Genomic DNA, 17698 nt, shown 5'->3' with positions numbered 1-17698 from the left:
ATGAAAGATGCCCTGTTGGCCACACTGATCGACGAACACGCCACGGTCGAGGCGTTCGCGTCGCTGCTCGCCTATGAAGAAAAGGCGCTCGTGTCGGCCGATGGCATGGAGGCGCTCCCGCAAATCGTCGAGCAGAAGACGACGCTCACGCAGCGTCTCGCGGGCCTCGAAAAAGCGCGCGACGCGCAACTGGCCGGCCTCGGCCTGCCGGGCGGCCGCAAGGGCATCGAAATGGCCTGCGACGGCGACGCGCGTCTGGCAAGTCAGTGGGCGCTGCTCAAGGGGTCGACCGAGCGCGCGCGCCGCAAGAATCTCACCATTGGCATGATGATCCGCACGCGCATGGAGCATAACCGTCGCGCGCTCTCGATCCTGCGCGGCGAAACGGGCAACGGCTCGATGCTGTACGGTCCCGATGGGCGGTTGCCGGCGTTCGGGCTGTAAGCGCGCGTAGATCGTCCGCCAAAGACAAAAGCCGAAGCAGTGATGCTTCGGCTTTTTTGTTTCGCGCGAGTCCAGTCCGCCAACAAAAAAGCCGGGGCGCTCTCGCACCCCGGCTCTTTCATTGCAACTTCAGTCCCGCTCGCGCTGGCCGCCGCGCGCGCCGTCTACCGCCTCAATTCTCCTGGCCGGCCCACGACATCTCGCGCAGCCGCGTGCGCAGGCGCGCCACCGCCTGGCTGTGCAGCTGGCACACGCGCGACTCGCTCACCTCCATCACCGCGCCGATTTCGCGCAGGTTCATGCCGCGCTCGTAATAGAGCGACATGAGCAGCTTCTCGCGCTCGGGCAGCCGGTCGATCGCCTCGATGAGCGCGCCGCGCAGGCTGTCGTCGAGCAGCGCCGAAAGCGGGTCCGAATGATCGACGCAGTAGCGGTCGAGGAACGGTTCGTCCTCGGCGGAGCGGTCGAAGTCTTCGTAGTAGATGAGCTGGCTGCCATGCAGTTCCTGCAGCATGCTCTGATACTCGTCGAGCGGCATGCTCAGATGCTCGGCGATCTCCGTCTCGCTCGCCGAGCGCCCGAGCCGCTGCTCCACCTTGTGCACCGCGCTTTCCACTTCACGCGAGGTGCGGCGCAGGCTGCGCGGCAGCCAGTCGTTGCTGCGCAGCTCGTCGAGCATTGCGCCGCGAATGCGCTGGCTCGCGTAGGTCTCGAACTGCGCGCCCTGATCTTCCTTGTAGCGGTTGGCCGCGTCGAGCAGGCCGATCATGCCGGCCTGGATCAGGTCGTCGAGGTCCACGCTCGCCGGCATCTTGGCGACGAGCTGCAAGCCGAGCCGTCTGACGAGCGGCGCGTATTTCGCGAGCACGTCGGCCTGCGAAATTTTTCCTTGAGCGTTATACATCGTGCTCTCCACTTCTCATCTCCCTGTTGGCGTCGTCGTGCGCACGTCAGACGTGCTGCGGCGACGTCCGCTGCGCGGGCGTATCGGTCCGCCAGCCCACATGGGCCGGAGCGGACGCGGATGTTGCGTTGGGTGCGGGATGCACACCCGTCACGGCCGCTACGAACGAATCGGCGTTCGCGGCGAGCGTGCTGTGTGCGGCGTTTGTTGCATGGGTAGCGTGGGGCTGGACGCCGGCTTGCGGCGCGCCGTCCGGATCGTCGGCGGGTGCATGGCCCGCCGCTTCATGTTCTTCGTCCTTCGCGCCGAACAGTGCATTGGCGCGTGCCGTGGCCGGCGAGCACGCCGAGACCGCGGGTCGCATCGGCCAGTGCGGCAGCTCGGCGGCCACGTGGCGGAAATCGCGCGCGGCGGCCGTCGACGGAAACGCATCGACGATGCAGCGCGCAAGCCTGAGCGCCTGCGCCATGTGCTGATCGGCGGCGACGCTTCCGGCGCTGTCGAGCGACACGCTCAGGTAGCGGCTCGCCACCCCTGCGAGATTCTCGATCGCGGCCTGCGCGTCGCTCGCGTTCGCCACATGATTCGCGAGCACGCGAAACTGCGCGATCGCATGCGCGAAGTGCAGCCGTTTCATGCACGCGTAGGCGTCCGTGATCGACTGCGCACCGATGCGCATCACGATCAGCACATCGTGCGCATGCATGGCGAGCGGCGAAAGCGCGCCATCGGCGTCGAGCTGCGCGTCGATCAGTACGATGTCCGCGGGGCCCGAAATGACCTTCTGCAGCTGGGCGGACGTGTACTGCGCGCGATTGTCGCGCGAGGCGGCCAGCACGCCGAAGCCGAGCGCATGGCGGCCCACGGCTTCGTCAAGCGTGCGCTCGCCGCGCACGACGGCGGCGAAGTTGCCTGCGCCCCGCACACCGCCCACCAGCGCACAAACCGAGCGGGGTCCCAGACACTCGTCGATCACGAGCACGTCCTTGCCCTGCGCGGTGAGCGCCGCCGCGAGATTGACCACCGTGGTCGTGCGTCCGGGCGAACCTGCACCGCCCGTCACTGCGACCACGCGCGAGCCTTCACGCGCGAGAAGCCGCCGCAGCCCTTCAGCTTGATCGATTACGAACTTATCCAAACCTGACCTCGGGAGCCTGCGAATTCGTACGCGTCGAGAGTGCCGACAGCAGCGCCGGGATATCGTCTTCGTGCGGCACGAACGGCGAACTCTCTCGCGGAATGCAGAAAGCGCTGCGGATCAGGAAGCGGCGCGTCGCCACGTAAAGGTTCTCGGGGACCTTCTGGCCCGTCGAGACGTAATGCACCGGCAGCTTGTAGCGCAGCACGGTGTCGAGCGCGCTGCCGAGGTTGGTCGCCTCGTCGAGCTTGGTGAGGATGCAGCCCGTGAGCGGCGCGTTGTCCGGGCCGCTCTGGTAGGCCTGCACGACTTCGTTGAGCGTGTCGCCGTGGTTGGTCGCCGAGAGCAGCAGAAGGCGCTGCACCGGGCGGCCCGCGCCGCACAACATGGCGATCTGGTCGGCCACGGCGCGGTCGCGCTGGCTCATGCCGATCGTGTCGATCAGCACGATGTGCTTGTTCTTGAGTTCGGTGAGCGCGAGCTGGAGGTCCGCGCCGTCGCGCACCGCGTGCACCGAAACGCCGAGGATCTTGCCGAAGATGCGCAGTTGCTCGTGGCCGCCGATACGGTAGCTGTCGGTGGTGAGCAGCGCCACCTTGCTCGCGCCGAAGCGCATCACGCAGCGCGCGGCGAGCTTCGCGGTGGTCGTGGTCTTGCCCACGCCCGTCGGGCCCATCAGCGCGAACACACCGCCGCGCTCCATCAGCGCCTGTTCGTCTTCGAGCACGGGCAGGTTCGATTCGAGCACCGACTGGAGCCACTCCATGCCGGCCTCTTCGGTCTGCACGTCGGGCAGCCGGTCGATCATCATCTTCACCAGTTGCGCCGAGAAGCCCGCGGCGAACAGCTGCTTGGTGAGCGCGCCCTGCACCGGGCTGCGGCGCTGGCGCTCGCCCCACAGGAGGCCCGCAAACTGCTCTTCCATCATGCCGCGCATGGAGGCGAGCTCGTTCATCACGGTTTCGTTGACGACCTGCTCGATGCGCGCGCGGATCGCTTCGCTCACGCTTTGCGCCGCATCGGCGCCCTGCGCATTGCGGCTGCCGGGTGCGGGGCCCGCCGCTTCCGGACCGTGGCCGAGGCGCTGCGCGGCGCGGCGCGCGGCGACATGAGCGGCCTCGAGCGCCCAGTCGGGCGTGCTGGCGTCAACGTCGGGCGGCAGCACCGGATCGGCGACGCTGCCAAGGCCGCGCGCGGCGGCGGTGGCAGGCGTCATGCCCGGCACGCGCGGCGCGTTCTGCTGGTTCGCGATACGGCGGGCGTGGTCGATCAGCCAGGGGTTCGATTCGGCCATCGTGCGCGGCGCGTCGCTCGTCTGCGCGGCGGCGGCCTGTTCGAGCCGCGCTGCGGCTTCACGTGCGGCGGCCTGGGCGTTGGCGTTGGCGGCCGGCGCCGTGGACGCAAACGATGGTGCAAAGGCCGGCGAGGCGAGCGAGTCGGTCGCGGCCTGCAGCGCCATTTGCAGCGGCGAATGCGCATGCGGGACAGCTTGCTGCGATTGCGCGGCCTGCATCGCGGATTGCAGCGTCGGCGGCATCGCGGATTGCGCGGCCTGCTGGCCTGCCGCGGCGCGCGAAGAAGGCGACGAAGCCGAAAGCGGCGCAATGGCGGCCGACGCGGCCGCCGCTTCCTTGCCGAGCGAGACGGCGGTGTCGGCGGCCTGGTCGCCATCGGCATCGGCGTCGGCACTCGCGCCGCCGTTTTCGGCGCCCACTTCCGGGCTCGCGCCGAACACCGACGAGAACACGTCCGGCATGCCGCTCGCGTAGGGGTTCGCACCGCCCACCGGGGCGGCGAGCGCCGCGGGAGCGGCGCCAGGCGCGCTGCGCGGCGTGCGCGACATCTGCGTCATGGCGGCGGAGGGCTGCGCGAACGGGGCGCCTTGACCACCTTGCGCCACGAGGCCACCCAGGCTTTGCGCGGCGGCAGCATCGGCCGGCGCGATCGCCGCGAGATCGCGGTCCGCGAGCGCGACGATTTCGACGCTGCCGTCGTCGAGCGTACGGTTCGACAGAACGACGGCGTCCGCACCCAACGCTTCGCGTACGAGCCGTAACGCGTCGCGGCTGGTGCCACCGATGAATTTGCGAATGTTCAAGCTAAGCCCCTGATGAGGTGAGCGGCCAATGCCGCCGCCGGTCGTCTGTTGCTGGAATGGCGCTGGATTGCTGCCGGCCTGGCGTCCTGTGCAAGGCCTTTTCCGATGTTGGAATTATTTCGAAGGTGAGCCCCCCATGATCGATGGATCAGGGCGGAGAAATGCGGGCAATTCGCGGAATCGGTGGCGGAGCTGCGCACAGGCAAAAATTACGTGCAGAAAGGCTCGCACGCGGCGCGGCTAACGAAAAAGCCCGCAAGAAGCGGGCTTTTTCTCGTCCAGATACGGCAGCGCGATCAGTGCGCCCCGATCACGTTCACCACCTTCACGTTGCGCGTATCGGGCACCTCGGCATACGACAGCACCTTGAGCTGCGGCAGACTGCGGCGCAGGAAGCGCGACAGCATGGGCCGCAGCGCGTGCTGCACCAGCATCACCGGCGCGAGACCCAGCGCCTGCTGACGCCCCATCGCCTGCTCGGTCTGCGTGAGCAGCGTGTGCGCGAGACCCGGTTCGAGGCCTGGGTTCGGGCCCGAGGTGAGCGTCTGCGACAGCACGCGCTCGAGGTTCGCGTCGAGGCCCATCACCTGCATGTCGGCGTTGCCGGGAAACCATTGCTGCGTGATCGCGCGGCCGAGCGCGATGCGCACCGCCGCCGTCAGCTCGTGGGCGTCGGTGATGCGCGGCGTGTGCTCCGCGAGCGATTCCATGATCGTGCGCATGTCGCGGATCGGCACGCCTTCTTCCAGCAGGTTCTGCAGCACCTTCTGCAGCGTCGTGACCGGCAGCACCTTCGGCACGAGGTCGTCCACGAGCGAAGGCGTGTCCTTCTGCACGCGCTCGAGCAGCGCCTGGACTTCGCGGCGCCCGAGCAGTTCGGCCGCGTGCATGACGACGAGGTGATTCAGGTGCGTCGCCACCACCGTGCTCGAATCCACCACCGTGTAGCCGAACACCTGCGCCTGCTCGCGCACGTTCGAATCGATCCACACGGCGGGCAGGCCGAACGCCGGGTCCGTGGTCGGCGTGCCGGGCAGCACTGCGCTCACCTGGCCCGGGTTGATCGCGAGCCACTGGCCCGGGTAGGCCTCGCCCGTGCCCACTTCCACGCCCTTCAATGCAATCCGGTAGGCGTTCGGGCGCAGCTCCAGGTTGTCGCGAATATGGATGACGGGCGGCAAGAAGCCGATTTCCTGCGCGAACTTCTTGCGGATGCTCTTGATGCGCTTGAGCAGCTCGCCGTCGGTGTTCTTGTCGACGAGCGGAATGATGCGGTAGCCCACTTCGAGGCCGAGCGTGTCGATGAGCGCCACGTCGTCCCACGTCGCCTCGGCGTTTTCTACGGGCGCAAGCGTGGCGGGCGCGGCGTCGGCGATCACGGCGCTCGCCTTCTTCGCTGCGGCGTTCTTCTTCAGCGTGCGGCCGAGCTGGATCGCACCGCCGCCGAGCAGCAGAAACGCAAAGTGCGGCATGCCCGGAATCAGGCCCATCATGACGATGATCGCGCCCGTGATCATCAGCACGCGCGGGTTCGTGAAGAGCTGGCCGGTGAGCTGCGTGCCGATGTCTTCGTTGGTCGCCACGCGCGAGACGATCACGCCGGCCGCCGTCGAGATCACGAGCGACGGAATCTGTGCGACGAGGCCGTCACCGATGGTCAGCAGCGTGTAGGTCTCGCCCGCCGAGGCGAGCGGCATGCCGTGCTGCACGACGCCCACGATCAGGCCGCCCACGATGTTGATCACCATGATCAGCAGGCCGGCGATGGCGTCGCCGCGCACGAACTTGCTCGCACCGTCCATCGAGCCGTAGAACTCGGCTTCCTGGGCAATCTCGCTGCGGCGCTTGCGGGCCGCTTCTTCGTTGATGAGGCCCGCGTTCAGGTCGGCGTCGATCGCCATCTGCTTGCCGGGCATCGCGTCGAGCGTGAAGCGCGCGGACACTTCGGCGATACGACCCGCGCCCTTCGTGATCACCATGAAGTTGATGACCATGAGGATCACGAACACCACGATACCTACGGCGAAGTTGCCGCCCACGAGGAAGTGGCCGAACGACTCGATCACCTGGCCCGCGGCGCCCGGGCCGGTGTGGCCTTCGAGCAGCACGATCCGCGTGGAGGCCACGTTCAGCGAGAGCCGCAGGAGCGTGGAGAACAGCAGCACGCTCGGGAACGCCGCGAAGTCGAGCGGCTTCATGGTGTACATGCTGACGAGCAGCACCATCACCGAAAGCGCGATGTTGAAAGTGAACAGCAGATCCAGCAGGAACGGCGGCAACGGCAGGATCATCATGCCGAGGATCATGCAGATCAGGATCGGTCCCGCCAGCGCGCGCAGATTCGTGCCTTGCAGCATCTCCGGGCGCCGCGCGAGGAAACCGGTGCGGGCGTTCATTCTGTTGCTCCTTCAGTGCCGTCGCGCGCCGGATTGTCATCGGCGCGGCCAGCGGTATTCGATGCGTTGTTTGCGTTCGCCGCGTTCGCTGCGTTCGTGGAATTTGCCGCGTTCGCGCGACTGGCGGCCTCGGCGGCCGCGCGCTCCTCGGGGGTGAGGGCTTCTTCGGCTTCGCTGGCTTCGTCTTCGTCACTCATCGCGCCCTTGTCCATTTCGGGTGGCACGTCGAGGTCGGTCGGCTCCATCGGCACGTCGCCGCCATGCTCGCGAAAGCGCTTGAGCTGATAGACCCACGCCAGCACCTGGGCGACCGCGCCGTAGAGCGGACCCGGAATTTCCCGGTTGATGTCGACGTTGTAATAGAGCGCGCGGGCGAGCGGCGGCGCTTCGAGCAGCGGCACGTTGTTCTCGGTCGCGATCTCGCGGATGCGCGCGGCCACGAGGTTCACGCCCTTGGCGACGACCTTCGGCGCGCGCATCTCGCCATCGGCGTACTTGAGCGCGACGGCGAAGTGCGTCGGGTTGGTCACGACCACGTCGGCCTTGGGCACCTGAGTCATCATGCGGCGGCGCGCGGCGGCGCGCTGCTGCTGGCGAATGCGCCCCTTCACGTGCGGATCGCCTTCGTTTTCCTTGTGCTCGCGCTTCACTTCTTCCTTGGTCATGCGCAGCTTGCGGTAGTACGACCAGAGCTGGTACGGCACGTCGAGCGCGGCGACCACGAACATGCCGGCGACCGTCATGCCGCAGCACACGCCGATCAGATGCATCGCGTCGGCGAACGCGCGCGGCGCGGGCTGCATGGCGAGCCCGAGAATCTCGTCGCGCCGGCTCCACAGCGCCCAGCCGCCGATCACGCCCACCACGAGCGTCTTGGCGAGCGACATGCCGAGCTGGATCGGCCCGTTCACGGAGAAGATCCGCCCGAGCCCCGACATCGGATTGAGGCGGCCGAAGTTCGGCTGCAGCGCCTTCGTCGAGATGAGCCAGCCGCCGAGCGCCATCGGCGCGAGCAGCGCGGCGAGCCCCGTGAGCGCGAGCACCGGCATGAGCGCCATGAGACCTTCGCGCGCCGCGACGCCGGCGCCGATCAGCATGCGGCTGGTTTCGAACGCCCCCGCGTGATTGAACGAGAACGCGCCGCGCATCATGGCTTGCAGATGCTCGCCGATCGTGCCGGAGAGCATCCACGTGCCATAGAAGCCCGCCGAGAGCAGCGCGAATGTCGCCAGCTCCCGGGAACGCGGAACCTGCCCCTCCTCCCGCGCCTTTTCGAGGCGCTTGGGAGTGGCGGATTCGGTTTTCTCGAGGTCGCTGTCCTCAGCCACGCATGCTCCGGTCGCGGGCACGCGCCGCTCGTCGCGGCTGCGCGGCTGGCGCGCGCCCTTTTTCAGTGACAGCGATTATTGCCGCGCAAGCCAAGCGGCGATTGACGGAGTAGGACGGGGAAATCAGGGTATTTCGGCCGATGGAACCGGGCGGCATCATCGGCGAACGCCGGCACACGATGCGCGCGCGCTCGCGGGCCGCCAACTTTCACGGCCTACGCACCCTCAGCGCCCGCGATTTCAGAACGCGACGAACGGCGCCTTGCCGCCGGACGCGCTCATGTCCATGCCGTAGTACACGTAGCGGCCATAGAAGAACGACAACCCCAGGTCGAGCGCCGCGGCCGACCCGAACTGCCCTGCCAGGTTGTTGGCCGCATAGTTAGCGCCGCTGCCGAGCAATGCGTTCGCGTTCGCGACATTGAAGGTCGCGGTGCCCGTCGTTGCGCCGTTATTGGACGCGAGTGCAGCGCTGAAGGACTGGGTGGACGTAGGGCAATAGAACGTGCCGAGATTGCCGCCACACTGCGGCAGGGCGCTGTCGACGAAGAAGATCGCGTTCGAACCCGAGTCGAGGAAGGTCTGGAGCGTGCGCCCGTTGAACGTGGAGCTGAGCCTGCCCCACGAGTCCGTGTTGTAGCTTTGCGCGGCGGTCATCGCGTTGTTCGACTGCGTACCGATGCCGAACACGAGCGTGCCCGTCGCACTGGGCGCGCCGTTATCGGATACGGGGGCCATCTCGAGGATCACGCCGTTGCCGTCCGTGCCGAATCTGGGCACCGGATTGGCCACCAGCTGGGTTTGCGTGACCGTTGCCGTGACGCAGTTCGTGTCGCCGGGGCAGGAGTAATAAGTGCCGAGGTTGTCATAAGGCGCAACGCCGATACCGAGAATGCCGTTCGCGCCCAGGTCCTGCACCGTGTCCTGCGCGCTGCCGAAGCTCGCGCACGCCGACGGCACCGTGTTCGAGTTCAGGTCGCCGATGATCTGGATCGGAATATTGGACGCCGTTTCGCCGCCGATCTTCACGTCGGCGGGACGCACCGTGCCCCACGTGTAGCCGTCGGCGAAGGCCGTGCATTCGGCGAGGGTGCCGCCGTTGGCCGTCGCCTTGGGCAGCGAGCCCAACAGGTTCGGCAGCGCCGACGCGAGCAGGCGCAGCCCGAACGACGCCGTATCGACCTGAATGTTGTCGACGGTCTCGCAGGTGCTCGTGCCGGCCACGCAGATCGTCACGCTGACAGTGGGAATGTTGGGCAGCGTGCCGGTCAGTCCGCGATTGACGACGACGCCCACGGTATTCGCGGCGGTAGCCGCGGTGGGCTGCTGTGTGGGACTGGGAACCGCGGAGCCGCTGCCGCCACTGCTGCCGCTCGAGCTGCTGCTACTGCTACCGCTGCTGCCGCCCCCGCCCCCGCAGGCGGCGACGAGCGAAACCAGGGCAACGAGCGCGGCGCCCGAAAGGAACCGGAAAGGGCGCAGCCACACGTTGCGCGAATAGCGTGAAGTCAGCACTGAAGTCAGCACGTTCGGCCTCCGCTCGTCACTGGATATCGGAGGCGCTGACGCCCGCAGGCAGCGCCTGCGGCAGCCATGCCTGCCCGGAGAAGGCGCCCATGTGGCCGCCCGAATGCACCACGACGTTCGAGTTTTCGACCACGCCCGGCCCGCGCACGTGACCGGCGGCGTGGCTCGCCTTCACGCCGGCCGTGTACTGGGAAAAATAGCCGCCCAGCAGCGTGGCGAGATTGGGCATCTGCGGGCCGTCCCAGGCCACGCCGAATACGGTGCCGGCCTGCGAGAGATACTCGCGCACGACGGTGCCGTTGGCGAGCGTCGTCTGCTGAACGGTATAGGCGGGAGTCGTGGAAGCGCCAGACGCCGCGCCTTGCGCCGCTGCGCGCGCAACGGCCGAGGCGTTGCCGGCCGCGGCTGCCGCCGAAGCGGCGCTCAGGGTGCTGACGTTCGCGCCCGCCGGCGTGGGCATGGGCGCACCGCCGAGCGCGGCGTGAGCCGCCGGCGCCGCGAGCAGCACACCAAGCAGGGAACCGAGAAGCGCCGCGCCGGGTGCGCGGCCGCGTTTGACGCGGCGCGCAAACGAGCGCGCCGCCTTGCCACAGAACGATGTGTATGGATACAAGGCGTCCCCTCCCTGTTGCGATGGCGCGTTGCACCATACGCTGGCGGGGCCGCGCGGGAAGGTCGCGGCGGGACGCAGCAGGACGGGCAACGGCTGGCTATGCTTCGTTGCCCCACCGCGACGTTCGCCGCCGCAGGGCACGAAGACATGAGCACTAGTATGCCCGCCTTGGACTACATGCGGCAGCTAACCGAACGATTAGCTGCACGTTAGGGGTCAGAACCCGAGACTTGCGAGCAGATCGTCGACCTGCGCCTGGTCCTGCACGACGTCGGTCTTGCCTTCCGGATTGATCTGCGGGCCGTTGAGCAGGCCTTCGGGGCTGCCCGTGCTGCTCTGGGTCTCCGCGAGCGCCGCCGCCGTCGCCGCGAACTGCTCGCGCCGCTCCGGCGCGATGTTCTCGACCAGCACGGTGAGCAACTGCTGCTCGATCAGATAGACCACGTCCATGATCTTCTTGATCACCTGGCCCGTCAGGTCCTGGAAATCCTGAGCGAGCATGATCGCGAGGAGTTGCTCGTTGGTCGCCGCGGTGGCTTGCGGCACGCCATCCACGAAGGCGCGCGTGTCGTCCATCAGCTGGCGCACTTCCTCGCGGCCGATCGGCGCGTCGTACCAGGTCGCCCAGCGGCTCGTCAGTTCCTTCGCGTCGCGTTCGAGCGTTTCCTGCAGCGGCTTGGCGATGTCGATCGCGGTCAGCACACGCTCGGCGGCCTGCTCGGTCATGTTCGCGACATAGCGCAGCCGGTCGCGCGCGTCGGGCACCGCCTCGGCGGCGCGCTCCACATGCTTGTCGAGGCCGAGTTCGCGCATCGAGTCGCGCAGGCTGCGCGTCAAGTGTCCGATGCGCGCGAGGATGCGGTCCGTCGCCAGCTCGCCGGCTTCGCCCGCGGCGGACGGCTCGAAGTCGAACTCGGGCGGCTGCGGGAGCGGCTCGATGCCATCGGCTTCCGGCCACTCACCGGAATGAGCGCCGGACTGCTCACTGATGGGCTCGTTCACGTCAGCTCCCCGTCTTGGCCATCTTCTCGAGAATCTTGTTGAGCTTCTCGTCGAGCGTGGCGGCCGTGAACGGCTTCACCACGTAGCCGCTCGCGCCAGCCTGCGCCGCAGCGATGATGTTCTCCTTCTTCGACTCGGCCGTCACCATCAGCACCGGCAGATGCGTCAGGTTGGCGTCGGCGCGGATCTCCTTGAGCATGGCGAGACCGTCGAGGTTCGGCATGTTCCAGTCCGAGATCACGAACTCGTAGTTGCCGCCGCGCAGACGGGCGAGGCCCGCTGCACCGTCTTCGGCTTCGTCGACGTTCGAGTAGCCCAGTTCCTTGAGCAGGTTGCGGACAATCCGGCGCATCGTCGGAAAATCGTCCACCACCAGAATCTTCATTCCCTTATCCATCACGTTCCATTCCTCCAGGCGAAAACCCGGGCAATTATCCAGAGAAGCGCAGTGCCTATCCAGATAAATTAATCGCGAGCGATCGAGCAAGCGTTTGCGGCCTGCATGATCTCTCTATATCGGCATTTTCTTAGACGCGCTGAACCCTGTCGCCCATCGACGCGAGTCGGGTCATCACGCGCCGGCTCATGTCGGAGAGCGAGGCGATCTCGTCGGCGCCACCCATGGCGATGGCTTCGCGCGGCATGCCGAACACGATGCAGCTCGCCTCGTCCTGCGCGAGCGTGTACGCACCGGCCTGGCGCATTTCGAGCAGCCCGGCTGCGCCGTCGCGGCCCATGCCCGTGAGAATCACGCCGATGGCGTTCTTGCCCGCGTGCAGCGCCGCGGAGCGAAACAGCACGTCGACCGACGGACGGTGCCGGTTGACCGGCGGGTCGTCGGACAGATGCGCGATGTAGTTCGCGCCACTGCGTGCGAGCAAGAGGTGTGCGTGGCCCGGCGCGATGTAGGCGTGGCCGGGCAGCACCCGTTCGCCGTGCTCCGCTTCCTTGACGGTGATGCGGCACAGCCCGTTCAGGCGCTGTGCGAACGACTTCGTGAAACCGGGCGGCATGTGCTGCGCGATCAGCACCGCGGGCGCGTCGGGCGGCAGCGGTTGCAGCACTTCGCGGATTGCCTCGGTGCCGCCCGTCGACGCGCCGACGATCACGAGCTTTTCGGTCGAGACGAGCGGGTTGTTGATCATCGGCGCCGGGCCTGCGGGGTGCGCAGCGGCGTGGCCGTGCGCGTGCGCTGCCGCGCCCGCCGATGCGGCGGCGGGCGCATGGTGCGCACGCACGCGGGCGCGCGCGGCGGCGCGCACCTTGTCGGCGAGCTTTTCCGAGTATTCGAGCATGCCGTCGCGAATGCCGACCTTCGGCTTCGTCACGAAGTCGACGGCGCCCAGTTCGAGCGCGCGCAGCGTGATTTCGTTGCCGCGCTCGGTGAGCGACGACACCATCACGACCGGCATGGGCCGCAGACGCATCAACTTCTCGAGGAAGTCGAGGCCGTCCATGCGCGGCATTTCCACGTCGAGCGTGAGCACGTCGGGGTTGTGTTGCTTGATCAGCTCGCGCGCGACGAGCGGATCGGGCGCGGTGGCGACGACCGTCATATCGGGCTGACTGTTGATGATTTCCGTCATCAAACTGCGGATCAGCGCCGAATCGTCGACGCAGAGAACCTTGATTTTTTGCACAGCGTTCACGCCTCCTCTACTGTCCTGGCGTTGTCTTGACCGGATGCGCGCAGCGCGGACGACACGCTCGAGCCGAACAGCTCGATGCGAGGGCGCGCGCCCTGCGGCTGGGATTGGGAAATCTGGGGCGTATGAGCTGCCGAGTTTGCTGCCGGCGACGTGGCGCCCGGGCCCGCGCGCCCCGCGCCGCCGACGCCGAACAGCTCGACGCGCGCCCGCGCCCGCGCGAGCCGCTCGGCGCGCGCTTCGGCGGTTTGCGCGGCGAGCTGCTGCTCGCGCTCGGCCACGCTCGTGTCCTGCGAGAGACGCAGCTTCTTGACCATCACCTGGCCCGTGCGCGGCAGGAAGGCCACCTTGCGCGGATGCGAACCTTGCAGGTCCTCGGCCACGATGCGGATGTTCTCGGTCGCGAGATAGCGGCGCACGAACACGGCGTTGCGGTCGCCGATGTTCATCGTCGTCATGCCCGCGAGCACCGCCGCGCCGCCGAACACCTTGGCCTCGAAACGCTCACGGCGGCCACCCGCCTTGATCAACTCGTTGATGAGCACTTCCATCGCGTAGGCGCCGTAGCGCATGGCGTCGGAGGCGCCGGTGAGGGCGTGGGCGGAGTCCGCGCCGTCGTCGGGGAGCATGAAGTGGTTCATGCCGCCGATGCCGGCGGTGCGGTCCTGAATGCAGGCCGCCACGCACGAGCCAAGCACCGTGACGAGCACCATGTCCTCGCCCGTCGTGTAGAACTCGTTGGGCAGCAGCTTGACGCCGGGGCGCTGGAAATGCGCGTCGAAATAGCGGTTCGTCGCGATCGGAAGGCGGGCGCTCATGCGGGCACTCCGAGCGCGTCGTTCGCGCGGCGCGGCGCGGCACTGGCAGCGGCGCCGCGCGTGAGTTCGTACACCGTCTGGCCGCGCAGACGGAACGCCTGCGTGACGTAGGTGAAGTTCTCCGAGTGGCCCGCGAACAGCAGGCCGTCCGGCTTCATGAGCGGCTCGAAGCGCGTGAGCACCTGTGCCTGGGTCGGCTTGTCGAAATAGATCATCACGTTGCGGCAGAAGATCGCGTCGAACGTCGTGCGCAAGCCGTAGTCCGCGTCGGTGAGATTGAGCTGCTCGAACTTGACCATCGCGCGCAGCTCCGGGCGCACCTTCACGAGTCCCGAGTGCGAGCCGGTGCCCTTGAAGAAGAAGCGCTTCAGACGCTCCGGCGACAGATGCTTCACCTGGTCGAACGAGTAGACGCCCGCGTCGGCCTTGGCGAGCACCTGGGTGTCGAGGTCGGTGGCGAGCACGCGCGCCTCGCGCGCGGCGCGGTCGCCGAGCGCTTCGACGAGCGTCATCGCGATCGAATACGGCTCTTCGCCCGTCGAAGCCGCCGAACACCACACCGAAACCGGCTGCGCACCTGCCACCCCCGCCCTGCGCTTCACGAAATCCGCGAGGATCGGGAAGTGATGCGCCTCGCGGAAAAACGCGGTGAGGTTCGTGGTGAGCGCGTTCGTGAACGCTTCCCACTCGGTCGCGTCGTTGCGCGCTTCGAGCTGGTCGAGGTACTCGCGAAAACTGTCGAGGCCGAGCGTACGCAGGCGCCGCGCAAGGCGGCTGTATGCCATGTCACGCTTGTGGTCCGAGAGCGAGATGCCCGCGCGGCGGTGAATGAGCGCGCGAATGCGCTCGAAGTCCGCCGAGGTGAAATCGAAATCGCGGTTGCTCTCGACGCCCGAACCGCCCGTCTCGCCGGCGTCCTGGCGCGTATTTCGCAGCGCTTTCATGCTGATGCTCCTTCGCATTGCGCGCCGCCCACTGCATGGGATACCGCGGCGCAGGACTGCTGCGCGCCGCGCCTGCCCGGTTGCAATGCGTGCGGCGCATGGGCGGCCTGCGCAGCACGCGCGGGCCGTGGGGCCCGGCGCGGCAGGTCTTGCCGTTGTGTAGCGCTCATGTGCATTGCAGTTGCTCGTCGTGTTCAGTACTTCACTACTCTTCCATGCCGCGTTCGATCAGAACGTTTCCCAGTCCGAATCGTCCGAAGCGGATGCTGCCGTGCTCACGTACGTCTCGCCGCGCGCAGGCGCGGCCGGTTTCGCTGCAGGCTTTGCCACCGCCTTGTTTGCCGGTTGCGCAGCGGGCTTTGTCGCAGGCTTCGCGGTGTCCGCCGGTGCCGCCGACGTTGCGACCGACGCCGACGACGACGTTGCCGCCGCGGGCTTCGCCCCCGCCGCAGCCGAAGACGGCGTCGCGCGTTTCGCGGCAACCGGCGCGGCCGGCGTGACGCGAGCCGGACCTGCACCCACGCTGCGCGCCGACGCGCCGCCCGTCGTCCACGTGCCGAGCACGTTCTGCAGTTGGCGCGTCTGCTCTTCGAGCGACGCGGCCGCAGCGGCCGCCTGCTCCACGAGCGCCGCGTTCTGCTGCGTGACGGTGTCCATCTGTGTGACGGCGCGGTTGACCTGCTCGATGCCGCCCGACTGCTCCTCGGACGCCGCGCTGATCTCACCCATGATGTCGGTCACGCGACGCACGGCCTGAAGGATTTCTTCCATCGTCGCGCCTGCGCGGCCCACGAGCTGCGAGCCGCTTTGCACTTTCTCGGCCGAGTCGTTGATGAGTTCCTTGATTTCCTTCGCCGCGCTGGCGCTGCGCTGCGCGAGGCTGCGCACTTCACCGGCCACCACGGCGAAGCCGCGGCCCTGCTCGCCCGCGCGCGCCGCTTCCACGGCCGCGTTGAGCGCAAGAATGTTGGTCTGGAACGCGATGCCTTCGATCACGCTGATGATGTCCACGACCTTCGCCGAACTCGCCGCGATGCCCTGCATCGTGTTCACGACTTCACCCACCACCTCGCCGCCGCGCGTCGCGATGTCGGAGGCGTTGACGGCCAGCTGGCTCGCCTGACGCGCGTTCTCCGCGTTCTGGCGCACGGTGCCGGTGAGCTGCTCCATGCTCGACGCCGTTTCCTGCAGCGAAGCGGCCTGCTGCTCGGTGCGCTGCGAGAGATCGGTGTTGCCCATGGCGATCTCGCGCGCGCCCACGTCGATCGAGCTTGCGCCCGTATGCACCGCGCTCACGAGCGTGACGAGGCTTTCCTGCATGCGCTTGATGCCGCTGAACAGACGCCCGATCTCGTTGTCGCTGTAGACCGTGACCGGCTGCGTGAGATCGCCGTGGGCGATGCGCTCGAAGCACGTCACTGCGTCCTCGAGCGGCTGCACGATGAGGCCGCGCATGGCGAAGCGGATCACCACGACGAGCACGAGCGCCACGGCGATCGCCGCGCCAATCGCGATGCGCATGACGGCGATCTTGTCGTGCGCGCCAGCCTCGCGAGCCTGCGCGCTTTGTTCCAGGGCCTGCGCGAGCGGACCGGCGACGTTGTCGTAATCGACGAACATCGGACTGATCTTCGTGTCGGCGATGGCGTGATAGGCCGGTTGATCGTTTGCGCGCAGGGCCGCGAATTCGGGCTGCACGCCGTCTTGCATGAGCGTGGCGCGCTTTGCCGCGAGCGCGTCGAGCGCGGCGGCGTCGAGACCGCCCTTCGGCGCGTTCTGGAACGCTTGCCAGGCTTCGTTGGATTTGCCGAGCAATTCCTGGGCGCGATCGATCACCTTCTTCGCATCGTCGGCCTGGCCTGCTGCCGTGAGCGCGCTGGCGCGGTCGATCGCGACACGCGTGCGCAGCAGATACGACGACGCGTCGTTCAGCGCATGCATCGCCACGAGATCGCCTCGCACGATTTCGGTGAACGCATCGCTCGCACGCCCGAGCGCGACGAGCCCGAGTGTGCCGACCAGCACGGTCAGCGCAACCAGAATGACCCCGACGCCCGTGAGCGTCGTGCGGATCGACCATCTTTGCAGCATCTCGTTTGCTCCTGTCCTGTACGAATCGGGGCGGGCTGTGCGGTCAAGCGCGGCCGGCATAGGCACGGCGACGCCCGGGCCCCTGCACGAAGCGCGCGCGAAAACGAAGGCGGCTTGCCGCTCTTTGGCGGCGGCTTTCCGCTCTCTCTCACGCTGGCCTCGCGGCCCCCCGGTTTAACTCTCGGCGCGTTAGACCAGCGCCTCGATCAGAGCCATTTCGCGGCTCGTCATCAGTTTTTCGATGTCCATCAGGATCAGCATGCGGCCTTCCACAGTGCCGAGGCCCGTAAGGTACTCGGTCGTGAGCGTCGCGCCGAATTCGGGCGCCGGCATGATCTGCTCCATCTGCAGCGTGAGCACGTCCGAGACGCCGTCCACCACCATGCCGACCACGCGATGCGCGACGTTCAGGATGATGACGACCGTCTGGTGGTCGTACTCGACGCGGCCCAGATGGAACTTGATGCGCATGTCGACGATCGGCACGATGATGCCGCGCAGGTTGATCACGCCCTTGATGAAGTCGGGCGCGTTCGCGATGCGCGTCACGCTGTCGTAGCCGCGGATTTCCTGCACCTTCAGGATGTCGATGCCGTACTCTTCCGCGCCGAGGGTGAAGACGAGGAATTCCTGGCCGCCTGCGTCGGCCTGCAGCGCGTCGCGGCGTTGCGCGCCGGCAATCGCGCCGTGCGCGCCGTTGCCTTGAATCGATTGGACTTCTGCCACGTTAGCCCCTGAACGGTTGGGAG

13 protein-coding genes and 2 pseudogenes are annotated in these 17698 nt (G+C 67.6%); 1 reads left to right on the top strand and 14 read right to left on the bottom strand.

What is annotated here, in order from left to right; translation table 11 throughout:
- Positions 1-444, top strand: coding sequence for a flagella synthesis protein FlgN (locus AB4Y43_RS05240; RefSeq protein ID WP_069264359.1), 444 nt, complete (start codon positions 1-3; stop codon positions 442-444).
- Positions 445-616: 172 nt separating this feature from the next.
- Here the strand turns inward: AB4Y43_RS05240 and AB4Y43_RS05235 are convergent, their stop codons facing one another.
- The 14 genes and pseudogenes from AB4Y43_RS05235 to cheW form a co-directional block, all read right to left on the bottom strand.
- On the bottom strand, positions 617-1348 hold the full coding sequence (locus tag AB4Y43_RS05235) for an RNA polymerase sigma factor FliA (protein WP_069264361.1): 732 nt from the start codon (positions 1346-1348) through the stop codon (positions 617-619).
- 355 nt (positions 1349-1703) lie between these two features.
- Positions 1704-2486: pseudogene (locus AB4Y43_RS05230) on the bottom strand (MinD/ParA family protein); the annotation flags it as partial.
- Complete coding sequence (flhF, locus tag AB4Y43_RS05225) at positions 2479-4584, bottom strand: flagellar biosynthesis protein FlhF (protein WP_342949206.1); 2106 nt, start codon at positions 4582-4584, stop codon at positions 2479-2481. The gene flhF and the pseudogene AB4Y43_RS05230, both read right to left, overlap by 8 nt.
- Before the next feature lie 296 nt (positions 4585-4880).
- Entirely contained in the window at positions 4881-6980 is a 2100-nt protein-coding gene (flhA, locus tag AB4Y43_RS05220; protein ID WP_368727167.1) for a flagellar biosynthesis protein FlhA, read from the bottom strand.
- 155 nt (positions 6981-7135) lie between these two features.
- A pseudogene (flhB, locus tag AB4Y43_RS05215) lies at positions 7136-8308 on the bottom strand (flagellar biosynthesis protein FlhB); the annotation flags it as partial.
- A gap of 240 nt (positions 8309-8548) precedes the next feature.
- The gene (locus tag AB4Y43_RS05210) at positions 8549-9796 is read right to left on the bottom strand and encodes a DUF3443 domain-containing protein (RefSeq protein WP_368727198.1); all 1248 of its coding nucleotides are present in this window, start codon (positions 9794-9796) and stop codon (positions 8549-8551) included.
- Between the two features lie 55 nt (positions 9797-9851).
- Positions 9852-10352 carry a DUF2844 domain-containing protein gene (locus AB4Y43_RS05205; protein WP_368727197.1) on the bottom strand — a complete coding sequence of 167 codons (501 nt, stop codon included), beginning with the start codon at positions 10350-10352 and terminating at the stop codon, positions 9852-9854.
- A 312-nt stretch (positions 10353-10664) separates the two neighbouring features.
- Positions 10665-11321: a protein phosphatase CheZ gene (gene cheZ, locus AB4Y43_RS05200; protein WP_069264724.1), complete on the bottom strand. Its 657-nt coding sequence runs from the start codon at positions 11319-11321 to the stop codon at positions 10665-10667.
- Between the two features lie 130 nt (positions 11322-11451).
- A complete protein-coding gene (gene cheY, locus AB4Y43_RS05195; RefSeq protein ID WP_028203354.1) occupies positions 11452-11847 on the bottom strand; it encodes a chemotaxis response regulator CheY in 396 nt (131 codons plus the stop codon).
- Between the two features lie 130 nt (positions 11848-11977).
- Positions 11978-13099 carry a chemotaxis response regulator protein-glutamate methylesterase gene (locus AB4Y43_RS05190; protein WP_141710660.1) on the bottom strand — a complete coding sequence of 374 codons (1122 nt, stop codon included), beginning with the start codon at positions 13097-13099 and terminating at the stop codon, positions 11978-11980.
- Positions 13096-13914: a chemoreceptor glutamine deamidase CheD gene (gene cheD, locus AB4Y43_RS05185; RefSeq protein ID WP_069264368.1), complete on the bottom strand. Its 819-nt coding sequence runs from the start codon at positions 13912-13914 to the stop codon at positions 13096-13098. The genes AB4Y43_RS05190 and cheD overlap by 4 nt, the downstream gene beginning before the upstream one ends.
- On the bottom strand, positions 13911-14858 hold the full coding sequence (locus AB4Y43_RS05180) for a CheR family methyltransferase (protein ID WP_069264370.1): 948 nt from the start codon (positions 14856-14858) through the stop codon (positions 13911-13913). Before AB4Y43_RS05180 ends, cheD begins: the two co-directional genes overlap by 4 nt.
- Positions 14859-15086: 228 nt before the next feature.
- Positions 15087-16949, bottom strand: a complete 1863-nt coding sequence (locus AB4Y43_RS05175) for a methyl-accepting chemotaxis protein (protein WP_342949203.1) — start codon at positions 16947-16949, stop codon at positions 15087-15089.
- Positions 16950-17138: 189 nt separating this feature from the next.
- The gene (cheW, locus tag AB4Y43_RS05170; RefSeq protein WP_028203349.1) at positions 17139-17675 is read right to left on the bottom strand and encodes a chemotaxis protein CheW; all 537 of its coding nucleotides are present in this window, start codon (positions 17673-17675) and stop codon (positions 17139-17141) included.
- Between the last annotated feature and the right edge of the window lie 23 nt (positions 17676-17698).

Origin of the sequence: Paraburkholderia sp. BR10872 (assembly GCF_040965835.1) — a bacterium.
GTDB classification, from domain to species: Bacteria; Pseudomonadota; Gammaproteobacteria; order Burkholderiales; family Burkholderiaceae; genus Paraburkholderia; species Paraburkholderia nodosa_A.
This window is presented reverse-complemented; position numbering and strand designations above follow the sequence as displayed.